Below are 20,990 nucleotides of genomic sequence, written 5' to 3' on the forward strand. Positions count from 1 at the left end.
ATGGCTTGGGAATGCAGCGACTGCAACGCCCGTGAAGACGAACAGGGCACGGTGGTGGTCGACGCCGTCTGCCACCACTGCGGCAAGCCGCTGTGCCGCGAGCACCAGGTGCCCGTGGTGCTCGACCCGGCGTTCGGCGCGGTCGCGGTGCTCGACGCGCCGGTGTTCGGGGGCCTCTTCCCCGTGCACTGCGACAGCTGCGGCAAGGCCCACCACGGGCAGGGGCTGCCGAAATGATCCGAGCCGAGCTGCTGGCGGGCGAGCTGAATGTGGGCCGGGCCACCGATCTCACCCTCCGCCTGACCAACGGCGGTGGCGGCACCTGCACGAACATCGTGTTCACGCTGCGGCTGCCGCCCCAGGTGCCGGCCGTCCGGGGCAACCGCGCGCTCGAGGCGTCCCGGCTGGCTCCGGGCGAGTCCTGCGACGCGGTCGTCCGGGTCCGCCCCCGGCAGGCCGGCCGCTGGCAGGCGACCAGCACCAACTTCTCCTTCCGCGACCAGCACGGGGCGGCGTTCCGCGTCGCGGACTTCAGCTCCCCGCTGGTGGTGGCCGCCGAAGTCGAGGACGTCAAGGTGCCGCTGCCGCGCTTCGACATCACGTTGTCCACCCCCGTGCTGGCCCACGGCGAATGGGACACCCTGCGCGGCTACGTGAGCAACACCGGCCCGACCCCGATCAGCTGGGGCCGGCTGAGCCTGCAGGGTCCGCTGGTGATGGACCCGAACGGCGTCACCGCCGACCTCGGGTACCTGCAACCGGGCGAGCAGGAGCCGTTCACGTTCCACGTGCTGGCGCGGGAAGCCGGTCGCGAAGTGCCGGTGCGCATCACCGCGATGTGCGTCGACGGAGCGGCGCAGCGCGTGGAGACGGCGAAGAACCTTTCGGTGCAGGTCGGTCACGCGGCGACGGCGAACTCCGGACAGGTGCGGATCCTCTACCTCGCCGCGAACCCGTCGAGCTTCGACCGGCTGAGGCTCGCCGAAGAGGTCCGGGACATCAAGCAGACGCTGCGTTACGGCAAGCAGCGAGATCGCTTCGAGCTCGCCGAACAGGGGGCGATGCGCGCGAGAGACCTGACCCAGGCGCTGCTCGACTTCGCACCGCGGATCGTCCACCTGTCCGGGCACGGGGCCGAGGACGGCCGGTTCGTCGCCGAGGCCGAGGGCGGGGGCACCCGGCTGCTCTCCACCAACGGGGTCGCCGCCTTGTTCAAGGAGGTGTCCGACACGGTCGAATGCGTCATCGTCAACGCCTGCTACAGCGAGGACCTGGCGCAGTCGCTGTCCGAGCACATCAGCTACGTGATCGGCATGCGGAGCTGGATCGGGGACCAGTCGGCGATGGACTTCAGCGTGGGTTTCTACCAGGCGCTGGTGGCCGGGCGGGCGATCGAGCCCGCGTACCGGATCGGCAAGGCGGCGATGGTGACCGGGAACAGCCACGGCCGCGGCGGCGAAGTACCCGTGCTGTTCCGCCGGAGCTGACCGGCTCAGCTCTTCGGCACGTAGACCCAGGCGCTTTCGGCGAAGTTCTTCTCCGGCAACCGGACCTCGGCCGGCGCGAAGTCCGCGGGGTCGAGCGAGCCGTACCCGTCGGTGATGATGTCGGTGTAGAGGACGTCGGACACGATCAGCGCGAAGTCCGCGTCGTGCTCGCGCGCGAGCGCGGCGCGCACGGGCGCGCTGTCCAGCAGCCGGTGCACGGCGATGGTCGCGCTGCCGACCCAGCCGTTGACGCCGGCGGCGACGTGCCCCCGGTGCAGGGCGACCCGCAGCCGCAGCCGGGCGTGCGCGTTGAGGTCGGCATTGGTCGCGGCGAGCTCGGTCCGGATGGCCGAGACGAGCCGGGGGATCACGGCCGACTCGTCGACTCCGGCCGGCAGGATCGCGAACTGGCCGTCGCCGGACTGCTGCAGGTCGACGTCCGCCTCCCGCAGGCCCGCGTGCCGGCGGGCCCGCGCGAGGACGTCGACGAGCCGCTGCTGGGAGCGGGCCGCTTCGCCGGTGCTGAACCTGCTGTAGGACTCGGTGTCCACGGCCACGCACAGCCGGACCGCAGGCGACCGGGTACGCACCGGCTCGGCCGGCGCGGGACGTGCGTCCAGGGCCCAGCCCTCCGGTGGCGGCACCTCGAACCGCACGGGCGGGCTTCCACCGTGCGCGCGGCGAGGCCGTCCGCGGCCCACCAGCACGGTGACGTCCAGCCGGACGAACCCGGACACCACGGTGAGTTCCGGCGGCGCGCACAGCACCGCTCGTGCCTCACCGCCCAACGGGATCGGCACGTCGCCGAGGGGGTCGCCGAGCAACCAGCCGCAGCCGCCGGGCAGCTCGCTGATCGCCATCGGCAGGCCGGGGGCTTCGCCGGCCGCTTCACACACCCGGACGCGGGGATCGTCGAAGCCCACGACCAGGTGCGCCGCCACGAACGGCGCGCCGTGGTCGGCCCGCTCGAGAGTGAACCGCGTACGCAGCTCCAAGCCGGCGGCTCCCGGCGGTGGCTCGAACGCGCTGCCGGCGGCGGGACCGGCGTGGAGCGGGCCGAGCCGGGCTTCGCCGAGCCGGCCGCCGAGCCCGGTCAGCTCCGTCGCGACGGGTTCGCCGGCGGTCACCGGACCGGCGGGAGATCCGCGGCGAGCCGCTCCGGACCGGCGAGGAACGCGCTGTGCGGCGCGATCAGGGCCGCCCGGAGGCGGCCGTGGGCGATGTCGCCGAAGTTGGCGCAGATCGCGCCCGGGCGGCTCTCGTCGTGGCCGGCGTCGACCAATTCGCGGCGAAGCCGCAAGGCATCGGGGCTCAGCAGCGCCAAGTCGTACACCTCGAAGTTCCGCACCTGCAGGTAGGGCTTTCCCGGCACCGGGGCAGGCCCCTCCCGCACGGTCCGGACCGGGCTGAAGACCAGCGACCGGGTGAGGGGTTCGAGCGCACCGAGACCGACTTCGGACAGTTCTTCCCGCAGCTCCCGCAGCAGGCACTCGCCGGCGGTCTCCCGGTAGGAGTTCGTGGCGAACCAGGCCTGGAACGGGCGCAGCGCACCGGCCGGCAATGTCCCGCGGAGGTCGGCCCTCATCTTTTCCGCACCGACGGTGGTGCGTTCGGGCTGGAACCCCCAGGACTCGAGCAGACCGGCGGCCGGCGGGTGGATCTTGATGACTCCGCCGGGCGGGCCGTACGCGCCGGGCCGTTTGGGCGAGTCGAACAGCACGTAGCGATCGTCGTCGGCCAGCCGGAGGAGGACGCTGCACGAAACGCGCACCAAGTGCCGCCGCTTCCCGGTCCTGAACCCCGCCGAGAACGTCACGGCAAGCTCCCTCCGTCCCCGTCCCGCTCCACGATGACACAGCCGTGCGGCCTTCGTCACCATGCGTCCGGCTAGGAGGCTCCCACCGCCCTCACGGCAGCCGCGCCGCGATGTCGTCGATCTGCCACGGGCCTTCGGTTTCGATCACCTTCACGTCGTGCCAGCCCGCCAGTTCCGAGATCGCGCCGCCCTGGACCGCGAACACCTTGCCCGTCAACGGACACTTCGCGGACGCCAAGTACGCCACCAACGGTGAGATGTTCGCCGGGGAGAACGCGTCGAACTCGCCCGGTGGGACCTCGGCGGCGAAGATCGCCCCCATTCCCGGGGTCGCCAACGTCAGCCGGGTGCGGGCGATCGGGGCGATCGCGTTGACCCGCACCCCGTAGCGCTCCAGCTCCGCCGCCGCCACCAGCGTCATCGCCGCGATCCCGGCCTTCGCCGCGCCGTAGTTGAGCTGGCCCGGGTTCGGCAACGTCGTCCCCGACGCCGAGGCCGTGTTGATCACCGACGCGGCCGGGGCGGAACCCGCCTTGGCCGACGACTTCCAGTACGCCGCCGCGTGGTGGAGGACCGCCGCGTGCCCCTTCAGGTGGACCGCGATCACCTCGTCCCACTGCCGCTCGGTGAGGCCCGCGACGAAGCTGTCCCGCAGGATGCCCGCGTTGTTCACCACCACGTCCAGCCGGCCGAACTCGGACACCGCCTGGTCGACCAGCTCCGCCGCGCCCGCCCACGACGCCACGTCCGACGTGTTCGACACCGCCGACCCACCGGACGCGCGGATCTCCGAGACCACCTCGGGATCCGGCTCGATGTCGTTGACGACCACCGAAGCACCCTCGCGGGCGAACAACAGCGCGTGCTCCCGCCCGATTCCCCGGCCCGCGCCGGTGATCAGCGCGACGCGCCCCTCGAGTGCACCCATCACAGCTCCGCCAATCCGTCTTTGATCACGACGGTGTCTCCCACTTTGGTTTCGAAGGCGTACGAAGAAGGTCCCGCCGCCCAGATCGACGTCGACAGGTCCTGCCCGGGTAGCACCGGCGCGGCGAACCGGACGGCCAGGCGACGCAGCCGGCCCGCGGGGGCCACCGAGGTCAGCACGGCCCACGACGTGAACGCCATCGTGCACAGCCCGTGCGCGATGATCCCCGGCAGACCCGCGGCGCGCGCGACCTCCTCGTCGAGGTGGATCGGCATCGGGTCGCCGGCGGCCGGGCCGTAGCGGAACGTCTGGTCGTCGTCGACGTGCTGGTCGACCTTCGCGACCGGCGCACCGGAATGCGAAGAGCGGTGCGCTGGCCCCAGCTCACCAATCTTCGAGCCGGCGTCGAAGCCGCGCACGAAGAACGTCACGTACTGCTCGTTGACCAGCTCACCATCGGACGCACGGCACTCGAGGTAGACCGTCGCCCGCGTCCCCTTGGGCAGTCCCTCGTAGCCGGTCATCTTGGCGCGCGACACGAGAGCATCACCGGGCCGGATCGGGCGGTGGAACCGGAAGTCCTGCTCACCGTGGAGAACGCGCCCGAACAGCGACGGCGGCACCACTTCGAGGGCCGGTTCCAGCAGCGACTGGAACACCGGGACGATCGCGAACACCGGACTGGCGACGTCCCCGGCGCGGTGCGCGGGGATCGGGTCGTTGGTCGCCGCCGCGTACTCGGCCAACCGCGAGCGCGTGACGTCGAACGAGACCGGCTCGGTCCACTTGCCCAGCCCGGCCGGGTCGAACTTCACGCGACCAGCGCCTTGAACTTCTCGAGCGACTCGTCGAGGTTCTTCTTCCCGTCCTTCTCGACGGCCTTGCCCAGCGCGCCGACGATCATCGCGCCGGTGAACTCGGCTTCGATGGTCGCCGCCGAACCGGCCCCGGCCGCCGCGACCGACAGTGAGAACCGGATCTTCACCCCGGCCATCCCGGTCCCCGAAATCACCAGGCGATGGGGAGCGTCGTAGGTGTCCACGGTCCAGGTGATCGTGTTCGCCATCCCGAGCATCGTGACGACCTCGGACACCTGCGAGCCCTGCGAGAACTCCGCCGGGACGTCGCCCTTCCACTTGGTGTGGATGGTCAGCCACTTTTCGAAGTTGTTGGGGTTGCTGAACTCCGCCCACACCTTGCCCGGCGCGGCGGGCAGTTCGACGGACGCGCTGATCTGGCCCACGGTGTCTCCTAAGCTCGCTGGTAGGCGGTGACGACGGCGGCGCCACCGAGTCCGATGTTGTGCTGCAACGCGGCCCGCACGTCCGGGACCTGGCGCGCATTCGCGTCACCGCGCAGCTGCCAGGTGAGTTCGGCGCACTGGGCGAGCCCGGTCGCGCCGAGCGGGTGCCCCTTGGAGATGAGCCCGCCGGACGGGTTGACGACCCACCGGCCGCCGTACGTCGTGTCGCCGGCGTCGATCAAGTGCCCGCCTTCGCCCTCTGCGCAGAGGCCCAGTGCTTCGTAGGTCAGCAGCTCGTTGGCGGAGAAGCAGTCGTGCAGTTCGACGACCTGGAAGTCGGCCGGCCCGAGCCCGGCCTCCTCGTACACGCGCAGCGCGGCCTGGCGGGTCATGTCGTAGCCGACGATGTTCTTCGCGCTGCCGTCGAAGGTGCTGCGGAAGTCCGTGGTCATGGCCTGGCCGACGATCTCGACGGCCCGCTCGGCCAGCCCGTTGACGTCCACAAAGGACTCACTGGCGAGCAGTACCGCGCCGGAGCCGTCCGACGTCGGCGAACACTGCAGCTTGGTGAGCGGGTCGTAGATCATCCGTGACGCCAGGATGTCGTCGAGGGAGTAGACGTCCTGGAACTGCGCGTACGGGTTGTTCGCCGAGTGCCGGTGGTTCTTCTCGCCGATCTTCGCGAAGTGCTCGGCCGTGGTCCCGTACTTCTGCATATGCTCCCGGCCGGCCGCGCCGAACATCCACGGCGCGGGCGGGAACAGCACCTCGGAGATCTCCGCGAGCGCCTGGAGGTGGTTGCCCAGCGGCTGTTCGCGGTCGTCGTAGGTCGACGCGAGCGAGCCCGGCTTCATCTTCTCGAAGCCCAGCGCCAGCACGCAGTCCGCGCGGCCGCCGCGGATCGCCTCCGCCGCCAGGTACAGCGCGGTCGAGCCGGTGGCGCAGTTGTTGTTGACGTTGACCACGGGGATCCCGGTCATCCCCAGCTCGTAGACGGCGCGCTGCCCGGACGTCGACTCGCCGTAGACGTAGCCGACGTACGCCTGCTGGACGGCGTCGTAGCCGAGCCCCGCGTCCTCGAGCGCGCTGGTCCCGGCCTCGCGGGCCATCCGCGGGTAGTCCCAGTCCTCGCGCCGCCCGGGCTTCTCGAACTTCGTCATCCCGACGCCGACGACGTACACCCTGTTCGCCATGCAACAAACATACAGACCGGCATGTATTTATCAACCCCACGGGACGGAGCTTTCACGTGAAAGCTCCGCTTTGCGGCACAAAGCGGCACTTTCACGTGAAAGTGCCGCGTGGGGTCAGCCCAGGGGGGCGACCGGGCCCGGGTAGCGGGCCGGGTCGAGGCAGCTGCCGAGCCCGTCGACGACCGAGCAGAAGCCCGGCGGCCGCACCGGCGTGTACCCGCCCGGGACGCCGTGGCCGGCGATCAGGTCCCGGTACGCCGCGACGGCGTCGGTCGGCCGCCGCGTCAAAGTCGGGTCGGTAGCGGCGTCCACTGTGTACAGTCCGAACCGCGGCTGGTAGCTGCCCCACTCGTAGTTGTCGGTGAGGCTCCAGTAGTTGTAGCCGATGACGTTCATGCCGTCGGCCTTCGCGCGCTGCACCCAGTAGATGTGGTCGCGCAGGTGGTCCGAACGCGTGTAGCCGTCGGGCCGCGCGGCCCCGTTGTCGGTCGGCATCCCGTTCTCGACGACGTACAGCGGCAGGTTCGGGAACTTCCGCGCGTAGTACCGCAGCGCGTAGTAGATCCCGTCCGGCTGCGGTGTCACCTTCCAGAACTCGCCGTTCGCCGCGTGGACGGCGCTGAGGTTGTCGAGGCTCGCGCCGTAGTAGTAGTCGACGCCGGCGAAGTCGAGCTTGTCGCGCACCCGGTCGAGGAACGACGCGTCCAGGATGCCTTGCGCCGCCGGGATGTAGGCCGTGTTGCTGGACACCAGCGCACCGGGGTCCAGGGAGTGGATCAGGTCGTAGGCCGCCCGGTGCACGTTCACCAGCCGCGTCTGCGCCCACGGCAGCTTCCAGCCGGCCAGCCCGCCGTTGGTGGTCTCGTTCTGCAGGTAGACGGTCGGCTCGTTGATCGTGATCCACAGCGCGCCGAGCCCCTTGTACCGCTCGACGACGCGGCGGGCGTTGGCCAGCCAGGCGTCGACCGTGCGGTCGGAGTCCCAGCCGCCCTGGTCGGCGACCCAGCCCGGGTACACCCAGTGGTCGAGGGTGATCATCGGCCGCATCCCCGCGGCGACGACGCGCCGGACGACGTCGTCGTAGTAGGCGAGCTCGGTCTGATCCACCTGGCCGGGGCGGGGTTCGATGCGCGCCCACTCGACGCTGAAGCGGAAGACGTTGACGCCGAGCTGCTTCGCGCGCTCGATGTCTTCGGGGTAGCGGTGCCGGAAGTCGACGGCCTCGCGGTAGGGCTCCTTGATCGACGAGGTCTTCGCCTGTTCGTAGCGGCGCCAGTTGCTGTCGGGCGCCGAGCCCTCCGACTGGTACCCGGACGTGGCGACGCCCCAGAAGAACGCCGGTGACGCGATCGCGGGACTCACTCCCGCGAGCAGGCCCGCGAGCAGGGCCAGGACGACGACGATCGCTCGGTTCCGGCGCACCACGGCACCCTCCTCAGCCAACGTGAAGGTCATTCATGTTAGCTGAGGGGGCGCCGTGGCGCATCCCCCGCTAGGCGACCTTGAACGACTGAGCGGCGCTGCCGTTGCAAGCCGCCTGGACCAGCTGGACGCTGTCCGCGGTGGAACCTCCCGGCACGGTCAGGCACTTGCCGCTGTGGCGGGCGACGAAGTGGTAGTAACCGCTGCCTTCCGAGACCGGCTGCCACTGCTGGTTGGTCCCGCCGCCGTACGCCCACAGCTGCAGGCCGGCGTTGTCGGCCGTGGAAACGCCGGTCACGTCGATGACCTGGGCGGGGTTCGTCCGGTTGTTGATCCGGTCGTAGCCGCCGCTGGTCGCGGCGAACTGGTACTGCTGCGCCGTGGTGCCGTTGCAGGTGTACTGCTGGATCACGGTGCCGTTGGCGCTCGCCGCGCTACGGGCGTCGACGCACTTGCCCGACGCCCTGTTCGACACGGCGTACCAGGCCGACGGGTCGATCGTGCCGTCCGGCGGCGGGGTGGTCGTGCCACCGCCGCCGAGCCACTTCAGGCCGTCGAGCACGAACCGGTTCTGGTCGGCGCTCTCGAACGTCGACGACAGCGCGGTGTTCGTGTCGTAGTTCATCGCGTTGTGGCCGAAGTTGGCGTAGAGCATCTTGTAGTTCTTGTTCGTCCACGCGATCGGGTAGTAGCCGCTGTACCAGGTCTGGTTCGGGTCGGTGCCGATCGGGAAGGTGGACTGGTCCATCGACGCCAGGATGGTGATGTTGCCGTTCTGGCGCAGGTCGTTCTGCCAGGCGTACCACTCGGACGTCGAGGACTTGATCGTCGCCGGCAGGTTCACCGTCGAGGGGTGCGTGCGGTTCTCGATCTTCAGCGTCTCCGGCGTCGGGCCCCACGTGTTCGACGTGAACCGGCCGGTGCCGAGGAAGTCGTTGTGGAACCAGTTGGCGTACGACGGCGTCGAGCTGTCGTTGTACGCCGTGACGTGGAAGCCGAAGAACCCGCCGCCGTTCTGCATGTAGTTCTGGAAGCCCTGGAACTGCGCCGCCGACTGCGGCTGGTCGTCCAGGAACATGACGACGTCGGCGGTGGACTTGGTCAGGCTGGTCAGCCGGTTCCAGTCGGTCGTCGAGGAGTAGGTGAAGCCGTTGGCCGCCGCCTGCTGCGGGAACCAGACGTTGGCCTCCTTCTCGAAGCTGATGTGCGCGGCGTCGTAGGTGCCGCTGTAGAACGCGAGCACCTTGAACGGCGTCGCGGCCTGCACGGCCGGGGCGCCGAGGCTCAAGCCCAGACAGGCGGCGAAGAAGGCCAGGATTCTGACCAGGTGACGGCGGGGCATGCGATGTTCCTTCCGGTGGGGGACGGGGATCACCAGTGGCGCGGGTAGTGCAGGCCGTAGCCGTAGGGGAACAGCGCGGGCTTGCCGTCGCCGGCGTTGATGGGCTGCTGGTCCGCGCTGCGCATCCACGTCACCGGCAGCTTTCCGGTCGGGTTGTAGGCGCCGAAGAGGACATCGGCGACGCCCTGGCCTTCACTGCCCGGCAGCCACGACTCGACGAGCCCGGCCCAGTCCGGCAGCTGCGCGGCGATGTCCAGCGGCCGGCCGGACACGAGCACGACCACCGTCGGCACGCCGGAGTCCTTCAGCTTCTGCAGCGTGGCGAGGTCGGTCGCGTCCAGCCCCATCCCTTGTGGACGGTCGCCCTTGCCTTCCGCGTACGGCGTCTCCCCCACGACCGCGACGGCGACGTCGTAGCTGGAGTCGATCCCGGTGCCGTCCTTGGCGTAGGTGACCTTCGACGAGCTGCTTTCGATGCCCTGCAGGATGGTCGTGCCGGGGATGACCGGGCCGCTGGTGCCCTGCCAGCCGACGGTCCAGCCGCCCGACTGGTTGCCGATGTCGTCCGCGCTCTTGCCGGCCACGAAGACCTTGTCCCGCTTGGACAGCGGCAGCACGTGGTTGTCGTTCTTCAGCAGCACCTGGGATTCGCGGACGGCCTGGCGCGCGAGGTCGCGGTGCGGCTTGCTGCCGATGGTGTTCATGAACCGGCGATCGGTCAGCGGGTGCTCGAAGAGGCCGAGTTCGAACTTCTTCGTCAGGATCCGCTTGTTCGCGTCGTCGATCCGGGACATCGGCACGCGACCGTCCTGCACCAGTGTGCGCAGGGTGTCGATGAACTTCTGCCACTCGAAGGGCACCATGACCATGTCGATGCCCGCGTTGATCGACGCCTCGACCTCTTCGGGGGTGAACCCGGTCTTGCCGTCGATCTTGTCGACGCCGTTGTAGTCGGAGACGACGATGCCCTGGAAGCCGAGCTCCTTCTTGAGGACGTCGTTGATCAGGTAGGAGTTCGCGTGCAGCTTCACGCTGTTCCAGCTGCTGTAGCTGACCATCACCGAGCCGACCCCGCGCTGGACGGCGGCCTTGAACGGCGGCAGGTGGATCGCGCGCAGCTCGTGCTCGCTGATCTCGGTGTTGCCCTCGTTGACGCCGCCGGTCGTGCCGCCGTCGCCGACGTAGTGCTTGGCGGTGGCCAGGACCGAGCCCGGCTGGTCCAGCCGGCGGCCCTGCAGGCCGGTGATGATCGACGTCATCTCGGTGGCCAGCTGCGGGACCTCGCCAAAGGACTCGTAGGTGCGGCCCCAGCGGTCGTTGCGGGCGACGCACACACACGGCGCGAAGTCCCAGTCGATGCCGGTGCCGGAAACCTCCTCCGCGGTGGCGCGGCCGATCTTTTCGACGAGCCACGGATCCCGCGTCGCGCCGAGGCCGATGTTGTGTGGGAAGACGGTCGCGCCGTAGAGGCCGTTGTGCCCGTGAACGGCGTCGACGCCGTAGATCAGCGGGATGCCGAGCGGCGTGGCGAGGGCGGCCTTCTGGAAGCCGTCGTACATGTCGGCCCAGGTGACGGGCGTGTTCGGGGTCGGCTGCGAGCTGCCGCCGGAGAGCAGCGAACCGAGCCGTCCGGCGGTGACGTCTTGAGGCGATTTCACGCCCAGCCGTTCGGCCTGCATCATCTGGCCGAGCTTGTCGTCGAGGGTCATCCGCGACATCAGGTCGGCGACGCGCACCTTGACCGGCCGCCGGGAATCCTTGTAGGCCGGGCCGTTCCCGGCGAGGGCCGGGGTTCCGGAAGCGAGCAGCACCCCCACGGCCAGCGCGCCGATGCCCAGTCTGCGTCCGAGACCCATCCGGGTCCTCCTCGTCGAGAGACCGAAATTCACGCCTTGAATTAAGACACAAGCTTTTGGCGTTGGTCCAGACCTCTGACCGAACTCGGTTTCCGCTCAGCGGGACCGCGGGTTCCGGCCTCGAACTGACGTGATTCGCCGGTATACTGGCGGCCGATGCCGGAAACCCGCCACCTCACCCCGCCCCCGGGAACCACTCCGGAAGGGAAAGGCTGGCTGCCGCACGGCTTCCACCTCGGCACCCACCGCCACGATGACGGCCAGCTGGTGTACGCGGCCGCCGGCGGGTTCGCCACGACCACCGCGCTCGGGACCTGGGTCGCGCCGGCCAACCGCGTCACCTGGACGCCGCCCGGGTTCGACCACTCGCACCGCTGCTACGGCCGGACCGACTTCCGGCTCGTCGTCATCCCGGCCGAGTCGTGCGGTGAGCTCCTGGCCCACCCCGGCGTGTTCGCGGTCAGCCCGCTCCTGCGCGAGGCCCTCCTGACGCTGACCGACCCGCGCGAAAGCCGTCCCGGCGCCCACCGGCGGCTGCGCGCGGTCGTCGTCGACGAGCTCGCCGGGCCACCCGAGCGGTCCCTGCACCTGCCCGAACCCCGCGACGACCGGCTGCGCGCCGTCACCGCCCTCCTCCACGCCGACCCCGCGCGCGCCGAGACGCTGGCCGAACTGGGCCGGGTGGCCGGGGCGAGCGAACGCACCCTCAGCCGCCTCTTCCAGGCCGAGCTCGGCATGGGTTTCCTGCGCTGGCGCACCATCCTGCGCGTCCACCACGCCCTGGTCCACCTGACCGAAGGCCGCTCGGTCCTCGACACGGCGATGGCGTGCGGGTGGTCCAACCCGTCGAGCTTCATCGACGCCTTCACCGACGTCGTCGGCCAGACGCCGGGCCGCTACCAGGCCGGGCTGGACCAGCGCTGACTTGGCGGGTTTCCGGTATCCGGTGTCGCTTCACCGGTTGGTGGCGGCCGGCGCCGGGTCCACAGTGGAGTCATGACCGAACACACCACCGTCGTCGTCATCGGGGCCGGGGTCGCCGGGCTCACCCTCGGGAACATCCTGCTGCGCAACGGAATCGGCTGCGTCGTCCTCGAAAAGCACAGCCGCGCGCACGTCGAACAGCGGCAACGGGCCGGCACCATCGACAGCCGCGGCGTACGCATGTTCCGCGAGTGGGGGCTCGAAGAGGTGCTGGCGAGCGACGCCCCGACCGACGTCGAGAGCGGTTTCTTCCTCGACGGCGAGGAACTGCCCATCGAACTCGGCGACGACGACAACGACAGCGTCTTCCTGCCCCAGCAGGTCCTCGTCCGGAACCTCACGGACGTCTTCCTGCGCGCCGGCGGCGATCTCCGCTTCGAAGCCGAGGACGTCACCGTCGAAAACCTCGAACAGCCCGTCGTGCGGTACGCGGACCACGTCGTCACCGCCGACTTCATCGCCGGGTGCGACGGCGACCGCGGCGTCAGCCGGACCGCCATCCCCGCCGGCGTCCTCACCCGGTACTCGCGCGAGTACGGCTACGCCTGGCTCAGCGTCCTGGCCGAGGTACCCGCGAACCCGTCGGGCATGGCGATCCACACCCGCGGCCTGGCGGGGATGATCCCCCGCGGCCCGCACGCGAGCCGCGTCTATCTCCAGTGCGCCCTCGGCGACGGTCTCGAGCAGTGGCCGGACGACCGCGTCTGGAGCGAGCTGGCCGCCCGGTTCGGCCGGCCGGTCACGCCCGGCCGGATCGCCGACAAGCGGCTGGTACCACTGCGGAACGTCGTCCACAGCCCGATGCACCACGGCAAGCTGTACCTGCTCGGGGACGCGGCGCACATCGTCCCGCCGATGAGCGCCAAGGGAATCCACCTCGCGCTGTTCGACACCGAGGTCTTCGCGCGCGGCGTCCTCCGGCACGTCAAGGAGGACGACCCGAGCCTGCTCGACGGCTATTCCGAGATGTGCCTGAGCCACGTCTGGAACTACCAGGCCTTCGCGTCGTGGATCACCGACCTCATGCACGACGCCGGAGACCCGGCCCACGCCGGGGAGTTCCGCAAGCGGACGGCCCGCGCGGAGCTGGAACGCCAGTTCACCTCACCCGCCGCGAGCCGCCTCTTCGGCGAGTTCATGGCCGGGGTGAGCTAGCGGTCCGAGCGCAGCGACGCGGGGTCGAAGGACTCCCAGTAGGCGTCTTCGTCCTCCGCGCTCGTCACCGGTTCGGGCGCTTCCGAAGGCGCGGCACCCAGCCGTTCGGCCCGCAGCCGCTGGAACTCCTCGACCGTCATGCCCGGGTCGTCGTCCTCGGCGCGGGCCGGGGCCGGCATCCCGGTCATCCGCTCGATCAGGTACGTCATGTCTTCGCCCAGCAGCAACGCCACTTTGTTGTAGCCGTCCTGGGTCGCCTCGCGCATGGCCGCCTGGGCGATCTCCACGACCAGCGGCCCCAGCCGCTCGCCCAGGTTCACCGCCGACGGCGCCAGCCACAGCCGCAGGAGCTTGCCGCGTCCGTCGACCGTCGCCTCCACCTGACCGTCGAGGTCGTGGGCGGTGCCGGTGGCGGACGCGAGCAGCTCGTCCACTTTGGACATGGCTTCCTCCCGAGCCCGGGCCTGGGAAATCAGGTCACGCGTCGAGATCACCGGCGCTCACCTTCCGTACGAGTAGGTGTCGGCGTCGGGGTCGTCGTCCGGGATCGGTTCGTAACCCAGGACTTCCAGCTGCGACGCGTCCACCACCGGCGCCAGCGCGTGGTACATCTTGTCGCCCGCGCGGCGGGTTGCGCGCTGGGCCAGCTCGAGGATCTGGTCGGCCAGCACCGCCGACCCGTGCCGCAGCGCGGACCGGTGGATCGTCACGCCGGTCAGCAGCCCGCCGGGCGCCACCTGGACTTCGATGGTGCTGTCCGGCGAAGCCGCCTTGCCCACCACCGGACCCGACCGCTCGAGCCGGGCCGAGACGTCGGCCTCCACGCGTTCGGCTTGCTCGGCGATCCGCGAAGAAGCCAGGTCCACGTCGAATTCAGCCACGACTCACCCCGTCGGCCGGTAGAAACCGATGAACGACTGTCCCGCGTTGGTGGTGCGGATCTTGCTGATCTGCACCGGGTCGCCGGCCTCGACCATCTGGCCGTCGCCGATCACCATCGCCACGTGCCCGGACCAGACGACCAGGTCACCGGGCAGCAGCTGGTCGATCGAGGGCACCTCGGCCCCGACCGTCTGCTGCGCGGCCGTCCGCGGCAGCTGCAGCCCCGCGTCCTGGTAGGACGTCATGGTCAGCCCGCTGCAGTCGAGGCCGACGCCGCGGGCGGTGCCGCCCCAGACGTAGGGCACGCCGAGCTGCGAAAGCGCGTTGCGCACGGCCTTGGCGGCGGTCTCGTTCGGCGCCATGACCTGCTTGCCGCCGGGCAGGTTGATCGCGACGCCGCTGCCGGGCTGCGGCGGGATCGCGACCGGCAGCCGCGGCTTGTGGACGGCGCCGCCACCACCGCCGCCGCCGCCTCCCCCACCGCCTCCGCCGCCGGAGTCGCCGCCCCCGGAGTAGCCGCTGTTGCTGTTGAAGGACGAGCCCACCTTCGTCGAGGACGCGCTGGACGTCGACGTCGACTGCTCGCCGCCGCCGAGCTTGGTGCCGATGTCGGTGAGCTGGTTGATGGTCTGCTCGCTGAAGGTCGCGGCCTGCCCGGTGAGCTGGCTGATCTTCGTCTGCAGCTTCATCAGGATGTCGCGCGACGCGGCGGCGCGGCTCTCCGGCGGCTGGATCGACTTCACCGCCGCCAGCGCCTTCATCGACGCCGAGATCTCCTTGATGATCTGGTCGCGGACCTGGTCGTTCTTGATCTCGCCCAGGTTCAGCGTCTCGGCCGCCTCGGCGACGGCCTTTTCGATCTCGGCGCTCTCGTCGAGGAGGTCCTGGACCTCCTGCTCGAGGCTCTTCGACGTCGCGGTGGCGCGGTCGGTCGTCGAGCCGGAGCTGGCCGAAGTGAGGTTGACGCGCTGGTCGGACGCGTGGTCGCGGGTTTGCCCCACCGACGTCTGCAGCGCGTGGTGCGCGTCCCGCGCGCCGCTGATCGCGACGGGGTCGTGGCGCAGTTTCAGCGCGAACTGGTTGGTGGGCTCCAGGCTGTGCCGGACGAGCTGGTCGGTGTGGTGCTCGGTCACGCGCGGTCCCCGAGGTCGGTGCCGAGCCTGCGGACGACGTCGCCGTGGTCGGCCTCGACCGCCGTGTAGTTGCGGTCGGTCTGCCGCGCGGCCTCGCCGACCTGCCGCCAGCCGCCGCCGACGCGGTGCATCCGCTCCTGCAGCGCGCGCATCCGGCCGCTGTAGGCGCCGGAGAAGCCGGACTCGCCGCCCATCTCGGAGAAGCCGTGGCCACCGAGCGTCACGTGCGGGCCGACGTGCTTGTCGGCCGCGCCTTTGACGTCGTCGCCGAGCGGGTCGACTTCGCGCGCGTACCGCGCGTATGCGCCCTCATCGACGTGAAACCCCTGATGCGAACCGTCCACTGGCCCTCCCTGTCACCGGAGGTGCGACGTACGCGCGCGACCCCCGGTTCCCCTGTTGCGGGACTGAGCCTAGTCGACGGTCGGTACCCGGGTGGGCGAATTGCCCGGACTCAGCCGGTGACCTTCGCGAGCCAGCCCGGGTCCTGCCAGCTGACGATCGCGCCGTTCGCGGTGACCGTCGGCGTGCCGAAGCCGCTCTGCCCGTTACCGAAGTCCTGCGCCAGCTTCGGGTCGGTCTCGATCTGCTGGAACGCCGTGTTGAGCTGCTGCTCGTACGTGCCCGCGTTGACCGTCTGGGCGAACGCGGGGTCGGTGATCCCGACGTCCTGGCCGAGCTTGATCAGCTGCGCCTTGTCGTAGCCGCGCTTGCCCTCTTCGGGCTGGTTCGCGAACAGCGAGTCGTGGAACTGCAGGAACTTGCCGGCGTCGGCCGCGGCCAGCGCCGCGTTCGCCGAGTCGAGCGAGTAGCCGGGCGGGTCCGAGCGGTCGTTGAGCAGCGGCACCATGTGGTAGCGCACCTGCAGCTTGCCGTCGTTGATCGCCTTTTCGACGTCGGCCTTGTAGGTCTTCTCGAACTGGCCGCAGATCGGGCAGAGGAAGTCGGCGTAGACGTCGATCGACGCCTTCGCGCCCGCCTTGCCGACCGTGACGACGACGCCGTCACGCTTCTGCGTGACGTCGCCGGTGAGCGACGTGCCCCCGGCCGCGATGGTCTGGCCCTCGGTCTTGTTCTTGTCCGAGATCGTCCAGATCACGCCGCCGATCACCAGCGCGGCCACGACGACCACGGCGGCGATCCCGATGATCCACTTCCGCTTGTCGGTCGACGCGCCCCTGGCCTGGGCCACCGCCTTCGCTCCCCCGGCCTGTGCGGCCTGACGACGCTTCCGAGCGGTCCGCTCAGCTCCACCCACTGTGTATCAGTTCCCTTCCGCGATACCCGAGTAGTCGGGCTCGGGTTCGTCAGAGTTCCCGCGACCTCGCGCGAGCCACCCGTCGAGTGACAGCAGCGTGCGCGGCCGCGCCAGCAGCCAGACGGCCAGCAGCGCGAAGCCGGAGTCGCGGAGGATCTCCTGCGGGTACTCGGTCTGCCCCGCCGCCACCTGGCCGCCGCCGCCGAAGCACCCGCAGTCGATGCTCAGGCCACGCGCCCACGACTGGGCGATGCCGGCGATGAGCACGACGAGCAGCACCAGCGCGGCGCCGGCGACCCAGCGGGTCGCGAGGCCGGCGAGCAGGAACAGCCCGAGCACGAGCTCGACGAGCGGCAGCGCGATGGCCACCACGTTGGCGAGTGCGTCCGGCAGCACCTGGTACGCCTTCACGGCGATCAGCGTCTGCCCCGGATCCGCCAGCTTCAGCGCACCGGAAACGAGCCAGACGGCCGCCAGCCCGAGCCGGGCGAGCGTGCCGACGGCGTCCAGCACGGGTTGGGACGGTCGCACCACGCACTTAGGCTAACGGGAGGACCTGAGAACTCCGTAAGGGCACGGCAGCGGTGGAGGGAGCGGCGGAATGCGGTGGCGCACGCTCGTCGCTTCGGCGTTGCTGCTGGTCACGGCGGCGGCGTGCGGGCCGGGGAAGGTTTCGCCGACCGACTCGCTGGTGGCCCGCGCCAGTGCCACGGATCACCTGACCATCGGCATCCGGTTCGACGCGCCGGGGCTTTCCGAGCGCACCGTGGACGGCCGGTTCGTCGGGTTCGACGTCGACGTCGCGACTTTCGTCGCCTCGGAACTGGGTGTCGCCGCGAAGGACATCACGTGGCGCGAGACGACGTCGGCGACGCGCGAAACGGACCTCACCTCCGGCGCGGTCGACCTGGTCGTCGCGACCTATTCGATCACCGACAAGCGCAAGCAGCTGGTGTCGTTCGCCGGGCCGTACTTCACGACCGGGCAGGACCTGCTGGTGCGGCGCACGTCCCCGGACATCACCGGCCCGGAGACGCTCAACGGGCGGCGGCTGTGCTCGGTCACCGGCTCGACGCCCGCGGAGCAGGTGCGCGACCGGTTCGCGCAGGCGGTGCAGCTGGTCGAGTACCCGCGCTACCCGGACTGCGTGACGGCGCTGCTCGCCGGCCAGATCGACGCGATGACCACCGATGGGGTGATCCTCGCGGGTTACGTCACACGCGACCCGGAGCTGCTGAAGGTCGTCGGGAAGCCGTTCTCGAAGGAGAGCTACGGCGTCGGCCTGCGCAAGGGCGACACCCAGGGCGTGAACGCGGTCGACGACGCGATCCGCAAGATGATCTCCTCCGGCGAATGGCTGCGCTCGCTCAACGCGAACATCGGGCCGTCCGGGTACCAGCTGCCGGCTCCCCCCGAGGTCACCGAGAAGTGAAGCTGCCCGACCTGCCCGTGCGCGCGGTCCTGCCCGACGTCCTTTCGGCGCTCGACGACCACGGCACCGCCGTGCTCGTCGCGCCGCCGGGGACGGGGAAGACGACGCTGGTCCCGCTGGCGCTGGCGTCTTCCGGGTCCGGCCGGGTCGTGGTCGCCGAGCCGCGGCGCCTGGCCGCGCGGGCCGCGGCGGCGCGGATGGCCAAGATCCTGGGCGAGCCGGTCGGCGAGACGGTCGGGTACGCCGTGCGCGGCGACCGGAAGGTGTCGGCCCGGACGCGCGTCGAGGTCGTGACGTCGGGGCTGCTGGTGCGGCGCGTCCAGGGCGACCCGGAGCTGCCCGGGGTGTCGACGGTCCTGCTGGACGAGTGCCACGAGCGGCACCTGGACGCGGACCTGCTGCTGGCGCTGCTCCTGGACGTCCGCGCGGGGCTGCGCGACGACCTGCGGCTGCTGGCGACGTCGGCGACGGTGGCCTCGGGCCGGCTGGCCACACTTCTGGGTGAAGCTCCGGTGGTGACGGCGACCGCGCCGACGTACCCGGTTTCGTTCTCGTACGTCCCGCCCGCGCGGGGTGAGCGCATCGAGGCGTGCGTCGCGCGTGCGGTGCGGACGGCACTGTCCTCGGGGGACGGTGACGTGCTCGCGTTTTTGCCGGGCGCGGGCGAAATCGCGCGGACGTCACGGTTGCTGTCGGTGTCCGATGTGGACGTGTTGCCGCTGCACGGCCGGCTGTCGGCGGCCCACCAGGACGACGCGCTGCGCCCACGCGACCGGCGGCGCGTGGTGCTGGCGACGGCGGTGGCGGAGTCGAGCTTGACGGTGCCGGGCGTGCGCGCGGTGGTGGACTCCGGCTTGGCGCGGGTGCCGCGGGTGGACCACCGGCGCGGCCTGCCGGGCTTGGCGACGGTGCGGGTCTCGTCGGCGGTGGCGACGCAGCGCTCGGGCCGCGCGGGCCGCGAGGGGCCGGGACGGGCGTACCGCTGCTGGGCGGAGAACGAGCAGGCGTTGCTGCCGGCGTACCCGGAGCCGGAGATCCGGACGGCCGAGCTGGCGCGGCTGGCGTTGGAGCTGGCGTGCTGGTCGACGCCGGACGGGAGCGGCCTGGCCTGGTGGGACCCGCCGGGCGAGGGAGCATTGGCGGCGGGCCGGGCGTTGCTGGAGACGCTGGGCGCGACCGCGGATGGTGCGGTGACCGCGCGCGGGCGCCGGATGGCGGAGCTGGGGCTGCACCCGCGGCTGGCACGGGCGTTGCTGGACGGCGCATCGAAGGTCGGCGCCCGCGCGGCGGCGGAGGTGGTGGCGCTGCTGGACGCGGGAGCGACGCTGACGGACGTGGACGCGGAGTTGCGGAGGCTGCGCTCGGCGAGCGACGAGCCGGCGCGGAGGTGGAAGCGCGAGGCTCGGCGGCTCGAAGGCTTGGTGTCCGGCGGCAAGGCGGACCGCTCGGCCAGCGCCGAGCGGGCACAGCCCGGCAGCCCTGCCGCAAGCACCGCCGCCGAGCGGACACAGCCCGCCAGCCCTACCGCAAGCACCAGCGCCGAGCGGACGCAGCCCGCCAGCCCTACCGCAACCACCGGCGCCGAGCGGGCACAGCCCGGCAGCCCTACCGCAAGCACCGCCGCCGAGCGGGCACAGCTCGGCCGGCCCAGCGGGAGCGCCGAAGCCGATCCCGCGCGCCGAAGCGGAAGCGCCAGCGCCGGGCAGGCACAGCCCGGCAGTCCTACCGCAAGCACCGCCGCCGAGCGGGCACAGCTCGGCCGGCCCAGCGGGAGCGCCGAAGCCGATCCCGCGCGCCGAAGCGGAAGCGCGAGCGCCGGGCGGGCACAGCCCGGCGCGGCCGCCGCAAGCGCCGGAGCCCGGCCCGATCCCGCCCTCGTCGTCGCGCTCGCGCATCCTGAGCGGCTCGCGCGGCGGCGGCCCGGGACCGCCCCCGTCTACCTCATGGCCGGCGGCACCGCGGCCGAACTTCCGCCCGGCAGCGGCCTCGACTCCGAGTGGCTGGCCGTCGCCGAAGCCACCCGCGATCCCGGCCGCGTCCACGGCACCATCCGCCTCGCCGCGGCCGCCGACGAAAAGCTCGCCACCCGCGTCGGCGAAGTGTCCGAAGTGGATGAAGTCACCTGGGACGGCGATGTCGTCGCCCGCCGGGTCCGCAAGCTCGGCGCCATCACGCTGTCCGAACGCCCCCTCCGCGACGCGAACGTCCACGACGCCCTCGTCGCCGGCCTCCGTGAGAACGGCCTCGGCCTTCTCAAGTGGAGCCAAGAGGCGACGAGGCTCCGCGAGCGCATGGCCTTCCTCCACCGCGTGGTCGGCGACCCGTGGCCCGCGGTCGACGACACGACCCTATTGTCCGATGTGGACAAGTGGCTCGATCTCTCGGGCGCCCGCCGCAAGGCCGATCTCGCGAACCTCAACGCGGGCACCGCGCTCAAAGCCCTCCTGCCGTGGCCGGCAGCGTCCAAACTGGACGAACTCGCCCCGGACCGGCTCGAAGTCCCGTCCGGCTCGCACATCCGCGTCGACTACCACGGCGACCAGCCGGTCCTGGCCGTCAAGCTGCAGGAAACGTTCGGCTGGACCGAAACCCCGACCGTCGCCGGCGTCCCGGTCGTCCTGCACCTGCTCTCCCCCGCCGGCCGCCCGGCCGCGATCACCGCGGACCTCGGGTCGTTCTGGACCACCGGCTACCCGGCGGTGCGCGCCGACCTGCGCGGCCGCTATCCGAAGCACCCGTGGCCCGAGGACCCGGCGACCGCCGTCCCGACCCGGCACACCCGCCGCCGGACCTGACGAAAGTCGGGGGCCGGGCACGACCGTCGGCCGATGCCCGCGCACCCCCGCGGCCCGCAGACTC

The 20,990-nt window shown here is 71.1% G+C and carries 21 protein-coding genes; 6 read left to right on the forward strand and 15 right to left on the reverse strand.

All coding sequences use genetic code 11. The features are described from left to right. Positions 1 to 237 carry a hypothetical protein gene (locus BLV96_RS38825; protein ID WP_086681304.1) on the forward strand — a complete coding sequence of 79 codons (237 nt, stop codon included), beginning with the start codon at positions 1 to 3 and terminating at the stop codon, positions 235 to 237. Further along, positions 234 to 1,487 (forward strand): CHAT domain-containing protein, encoded by a 1,254-nt coding sequence (locus BLV96_RS50355; protein WP_208608438.1) that lies wholly within the window; start codon positions 234 to 236, stop codon positions 1,485 to 1,487. Before BLV96_RS38825 ends, BLV96_RS50355 begins: the two co-directional genes overlap by 4 nt. Positions 1,488 to 1,492: 5 nt before the next feature. Here the strand turns inward: BLV96_RS50355 and BLV96_RS38835 are convergent, their stop codons facing one another. The 9 genes from BLV96_RS38835 to BLV96_RS38875 form a co-directional block, all read right to left on the reverse strand. After that, entirely contained in the window at positions 1,493 to 2,614 is a 1,122-nt protein-coding gene (locus BLV96_RS38835) for a hypothetical protein (protein ID WP_086681302.1), read from the reverse strand. Beyond that, positions 2,611 to 3,303 (reverse strand): SMODS-associated NUDIX domain-containing protein, encoded by a 693-nt coding sequence (locus BLV96_RS38840; RefSeq protein ID WP_086681300.1) that lies wholly within the window; start codon positions 3,301 to 3,303, stop codon positions 2,611 to 2,613. The genes BLV96_RS38835 and BLV96_RS38840 overlap by 4 nt, the downstream gene beginning before the upstream one ends. A 91-nt stretch (positions 3,304 to 3,394) precedes the next feature. Continuing rightward, complete coding sequence (locus BLV96_RS38845; RefSeq protein ID WP_086681298.1) at positions 3,395 to 4,231, reverse strand: SDR family oxidoreductase; 837 nt, start codon at positions 4,229 to 4,231, stop codon at positions 3,395 to 3,397. Beyond that, on the reverse strand, positions 4,231 to 5,046 hold the full coding sequence (locus BLV96_RS38850; RefSeq protein WP_086681297.1) for a MaoC/PaaZ C-terminal domain-containing protein: 816 nt from the start codon (positions 5,044 to 5,046) through the stop codon (positions 4,231 to 4,233). The genes BLV96_RS38845 and BLV96_RS38850 overlap by 1 nt, the downstream gene beginning before the upstream one ends. Next, positions 5,043 to 5,474 carry a type II toxin-antitoxin system Rv0910 family toxin gene (locus BLV96_RS38855; RefSeq protein WP_086681295.1) on the reverse strand — a complete coding sequence of 144 codons (432 nt, stop codon included), beginning with the start codon at positions 5,472 to 5,474 and terminating at the stop codon, positions 5,043 to 5,045. Before BLV96_RS38855 ends, BLV96_RS38850 begins: the two co-directional genes overlap by 4 nt. A gap of 8 nt (positions 5,475 to 5,482) precedes the next feature. Then, a complete protein-coding gene (locus BLV96_RS38860) occupies positions 5,483 to 6,667 on the reverse strand; it encodes a lipid-transfer protein (RefSeq protein WP_086681293.1) in 1,185 nt (394 codons plus the stop codon). A 114-nt stretch (positions 6,668 to 6,781) separates the two neighbouring features. Next, entirely contained in the window at positions 6,782 to 8,089 is a 1,308-nt protein-coding gene (locus BLV96_RS38865; protein WP_341866138.1) for a glycoside hydrolase family 1 protein, read from the reverse strand. A 70-nt stretch (positions 8,090 to 8,159) separates the two neighbouring features. Next, a complete protein-coding gene (locus BLV96_RS38870) occupies positions 8,160 to 9,431 on the reverse strand; it encodes an RICIN domain-containing protein (protein ID WP_086683218.1) in 1,272 nt (423 codons plus the stop codon). Between the two features lie 29 nt (positions 9,432 to 9,460). Then, the gene (locus BLV96_RS38875; protein ID WP_086683221.1) at positions 9,461 to 11,287 is read right to left on the reverse strand and encodes a glycoside hydrolase family 3 protein; all 1,827 of its coding nucleotides are present in this window, start codon (positions 11,285 to 11,287) and stop codon (positions 9,461 to 9,463) included. 156 nt (positions 11,288 to 11,443) lie between these two features. Here BLV96_RS38875 and BLV96_RS38880 point away from each other — a divergent pair, with 156 nt between their 5' ends. Both BLV96_RS38880 and BLV96_RS38885 read left to right on the forward strand, forming a co-directional pair. After that, a complete protein-coding gene (locus BLV96_RS38880) occupies positions 11,444 to 12,211 on the forward strand; it encodes a helix-turn-helix domain-containing protein (protein ID WP_086683224.1) in 768 nt (255 codons plus the stop codon). Positions 12,212 to 12,283: 72 nt separating this feature from the next. Continuing rightward, positions 12,284 to 13,426, forward strand: coding sequence for a 4-hydroxybenzoate 3-monooxygenase (locus tag BLV96_RS38885; RefSeq protein ID WP_086683227.1), 1,143 nt, complete (start codon positions 12,284 to 12,286; stop codon positions 13,424 to 13,426). Here BLV96_RS38885 and BLV96_RS38890 read toward each other — a convergent pair. From BLV96_RS38890 to BLV96_RS38915, 6 genes are all read right to left on the reverse strand, one after another. After that, positions 13,423 to 13,920, reverse strand: coding sequence for a YbaB/EbfC family nucleoid-associated protein (locus BLV96_RS38890; protein ID WP_086683230.1), 498 nt, complete (start codon positions 13,918 to 13,920; stop codon positions 13,423 to 13,425). The genes BLV96_RS38885 and BLV96_RS38890 overlap by 4 nt on opposite strands. A gap of 6 nt (positions 13,921 to 13,926) precedes the next feature. Further along, positions 13,927 to 14,307 (reverse strand): hypothetical protein, encoded by a 381-nt coding sequence (locus BLV96_RS38895; RefSeq protein ID WP_086683232.1) that lies wholly within the window; start codon positions 14,305 to 14,307, stop codon positions 13,927 to 13,929. Positions 14,308 to 14,310: 3 nt separating this feature from the next. Then, on the reverse strand, positions 14,311 to 15,441 hold the full coding sequence (locus BLV96_RS38900; RefSeq protein WP_091390194.1) for a C40 family peptidase: 1,131 nt from the start codon (positions 15,439 to 15,441) through the stop codon (positions 14,311 to 14,313). Then, complete coding sequence (locus tag BLV96_RS38905) at positions 15,438 to 15,785, reverse strand: hypothetical protein (RefSeq protein ID WP_086680975.1); 348 nt, start codon at positions 15,783 to 15,785, stop codon at positions 15,438 to 15,440. Before BLV96_RS38905 ends, BLV96_RS38900 begins: the two co-directional genes overlap by 4 nt. Positions 15,786 to 15,895: 110 nt before the next feature. Then, the gene (locus BLV96_RS38910) at positions 15,896 to 16,633 is read right to left on the reverse strand and encodes a DsbA family protein (protein WP_086680976.1); all 738 of its coding nucleotides are present in this window, start codon (positions 16,631 to 16,633) and stop codon (positions 15,896 to 15,898) included. A gap of 72 nt (positions 16,634 to 16,705) precedes the next feature. Continuing rightward, complete coding sequence (locus BLV96_RS38915) at positions 16,706 to 17,212, reverse strand: MauE/DoxX family redox-associated membrane protein (protein ID WP_086680978.1); 507 nt, start codon at positions 17,210 to 17,212, stop codon at positions 16,706 to 16,708. Positions 17,213 to 17,300: 88 nt separating this feature from the next. On the opposite strand from BLV96_RS38915, the gene BLV96_RS38920 reads away from it, so the two are divergent. Then, complete coding sequence (locus tag BLV96_RS38920) at positions 17,301 to 18,131, forward strand: glutamate ABC transporter substrate-binding protein (protein WP_086680980.1); 831 nt, start codon at positions 17,301 to 17,303, stop codon at positions 18,129 to 18,131. After that, positions 18,128 to 20,926, forward strand: coding sequence for an ATP-dependent helicase C-terminal domain-containing protein (locus BLV96_RS38925; protein WP_086680982.1), 2,799 nt, complete (start codon positions 18,128 to 18,130; stop codon positions 20,924 to 20,926). Before BLV96_RS38920 ends, BLV96_RS38925 begins: the two co-directional genes overlap by 4 nt. Positions 20,927 to 20,990 lie beyond the last annotated feature (64 nt).

This window comes from Amycolatopsis pretoriensis, from assembly GCF_900107925.1.
Taxonomy (GTDB): domain Bacteria; phylum Actinomycetota; class Actinomycetes; order Mycobacteriales; family Pseudonocardiaceae; genus Amycolatopsis; species Amycolatopsis pretoriensis.

Bases quoted from the DNA above. Each gene is read 5' to 3' on its own strand.
- BLV96_RS38845 (WP_086681298.1), bottom strand. From the start codon at position 4,231: ATGGGTGCACTCGAGGGGCGCGTCGCGCTGATCACCGGCGCGGGCCGG.
- BLV96_RS38875 (WP_086683221.1), bottom strand. From the start codon at position 11,287: ATGGGTCTCGGACGCAGACTGGGCATCGGCGCGCTGGCCGTGGGGGTG.
- BLV96_RS38920 (WP_086680980.1), top strand. From the start codon at position 17,301: ATGCGGTGGCGCACGCTCGTCGCTTCGGCGTTGCTGCTGGTCACGGCG.
- BLV96_RS38885 (WP_086683227.1), top strand. From the start codon at position 12,284: ATGACCGAACACACCACCGTCGTCGTCATCGGGGCCGGGGTCGCCGGG.
- BLV96_RS50355 (WP_208608438.1), top strand. From the start codon at position 234: ATGATCCGAGCCGAGCTGCTGGCGGGCGAGCTGAATGTGGGCCGGGCC.
- BLV96_RS38860 (WP_086681293.1), bottom strand. From the start codon at position 6,667: ATGGCGAACAGGGTGTACGTCGTCGGCGTCGGGATGACGAAGTTCGAG.
- BLV96_RS38880 (WP_086683224.1), top strand. From the start codon at position 11,444: ATGCCGGAAACCCGCCACCTCACCCCGCCCCCGGGAACCACTCCGGAA.
- BLV96_RS38825 (WP_086681304.1), top strand. From the start codon at position 1: ATGGCTTGGGAATGCAGCGACTGCAACGCCCGTGAAGACGAACAGGGC.
- BLV96_RS38870 (WP_086683218.1), bottom strand. From the start codon at position 9,431: ATGCCCCGCCGTCACCTGGTCAGAATCCTGGCCTTCTTCGCCGCCTGT.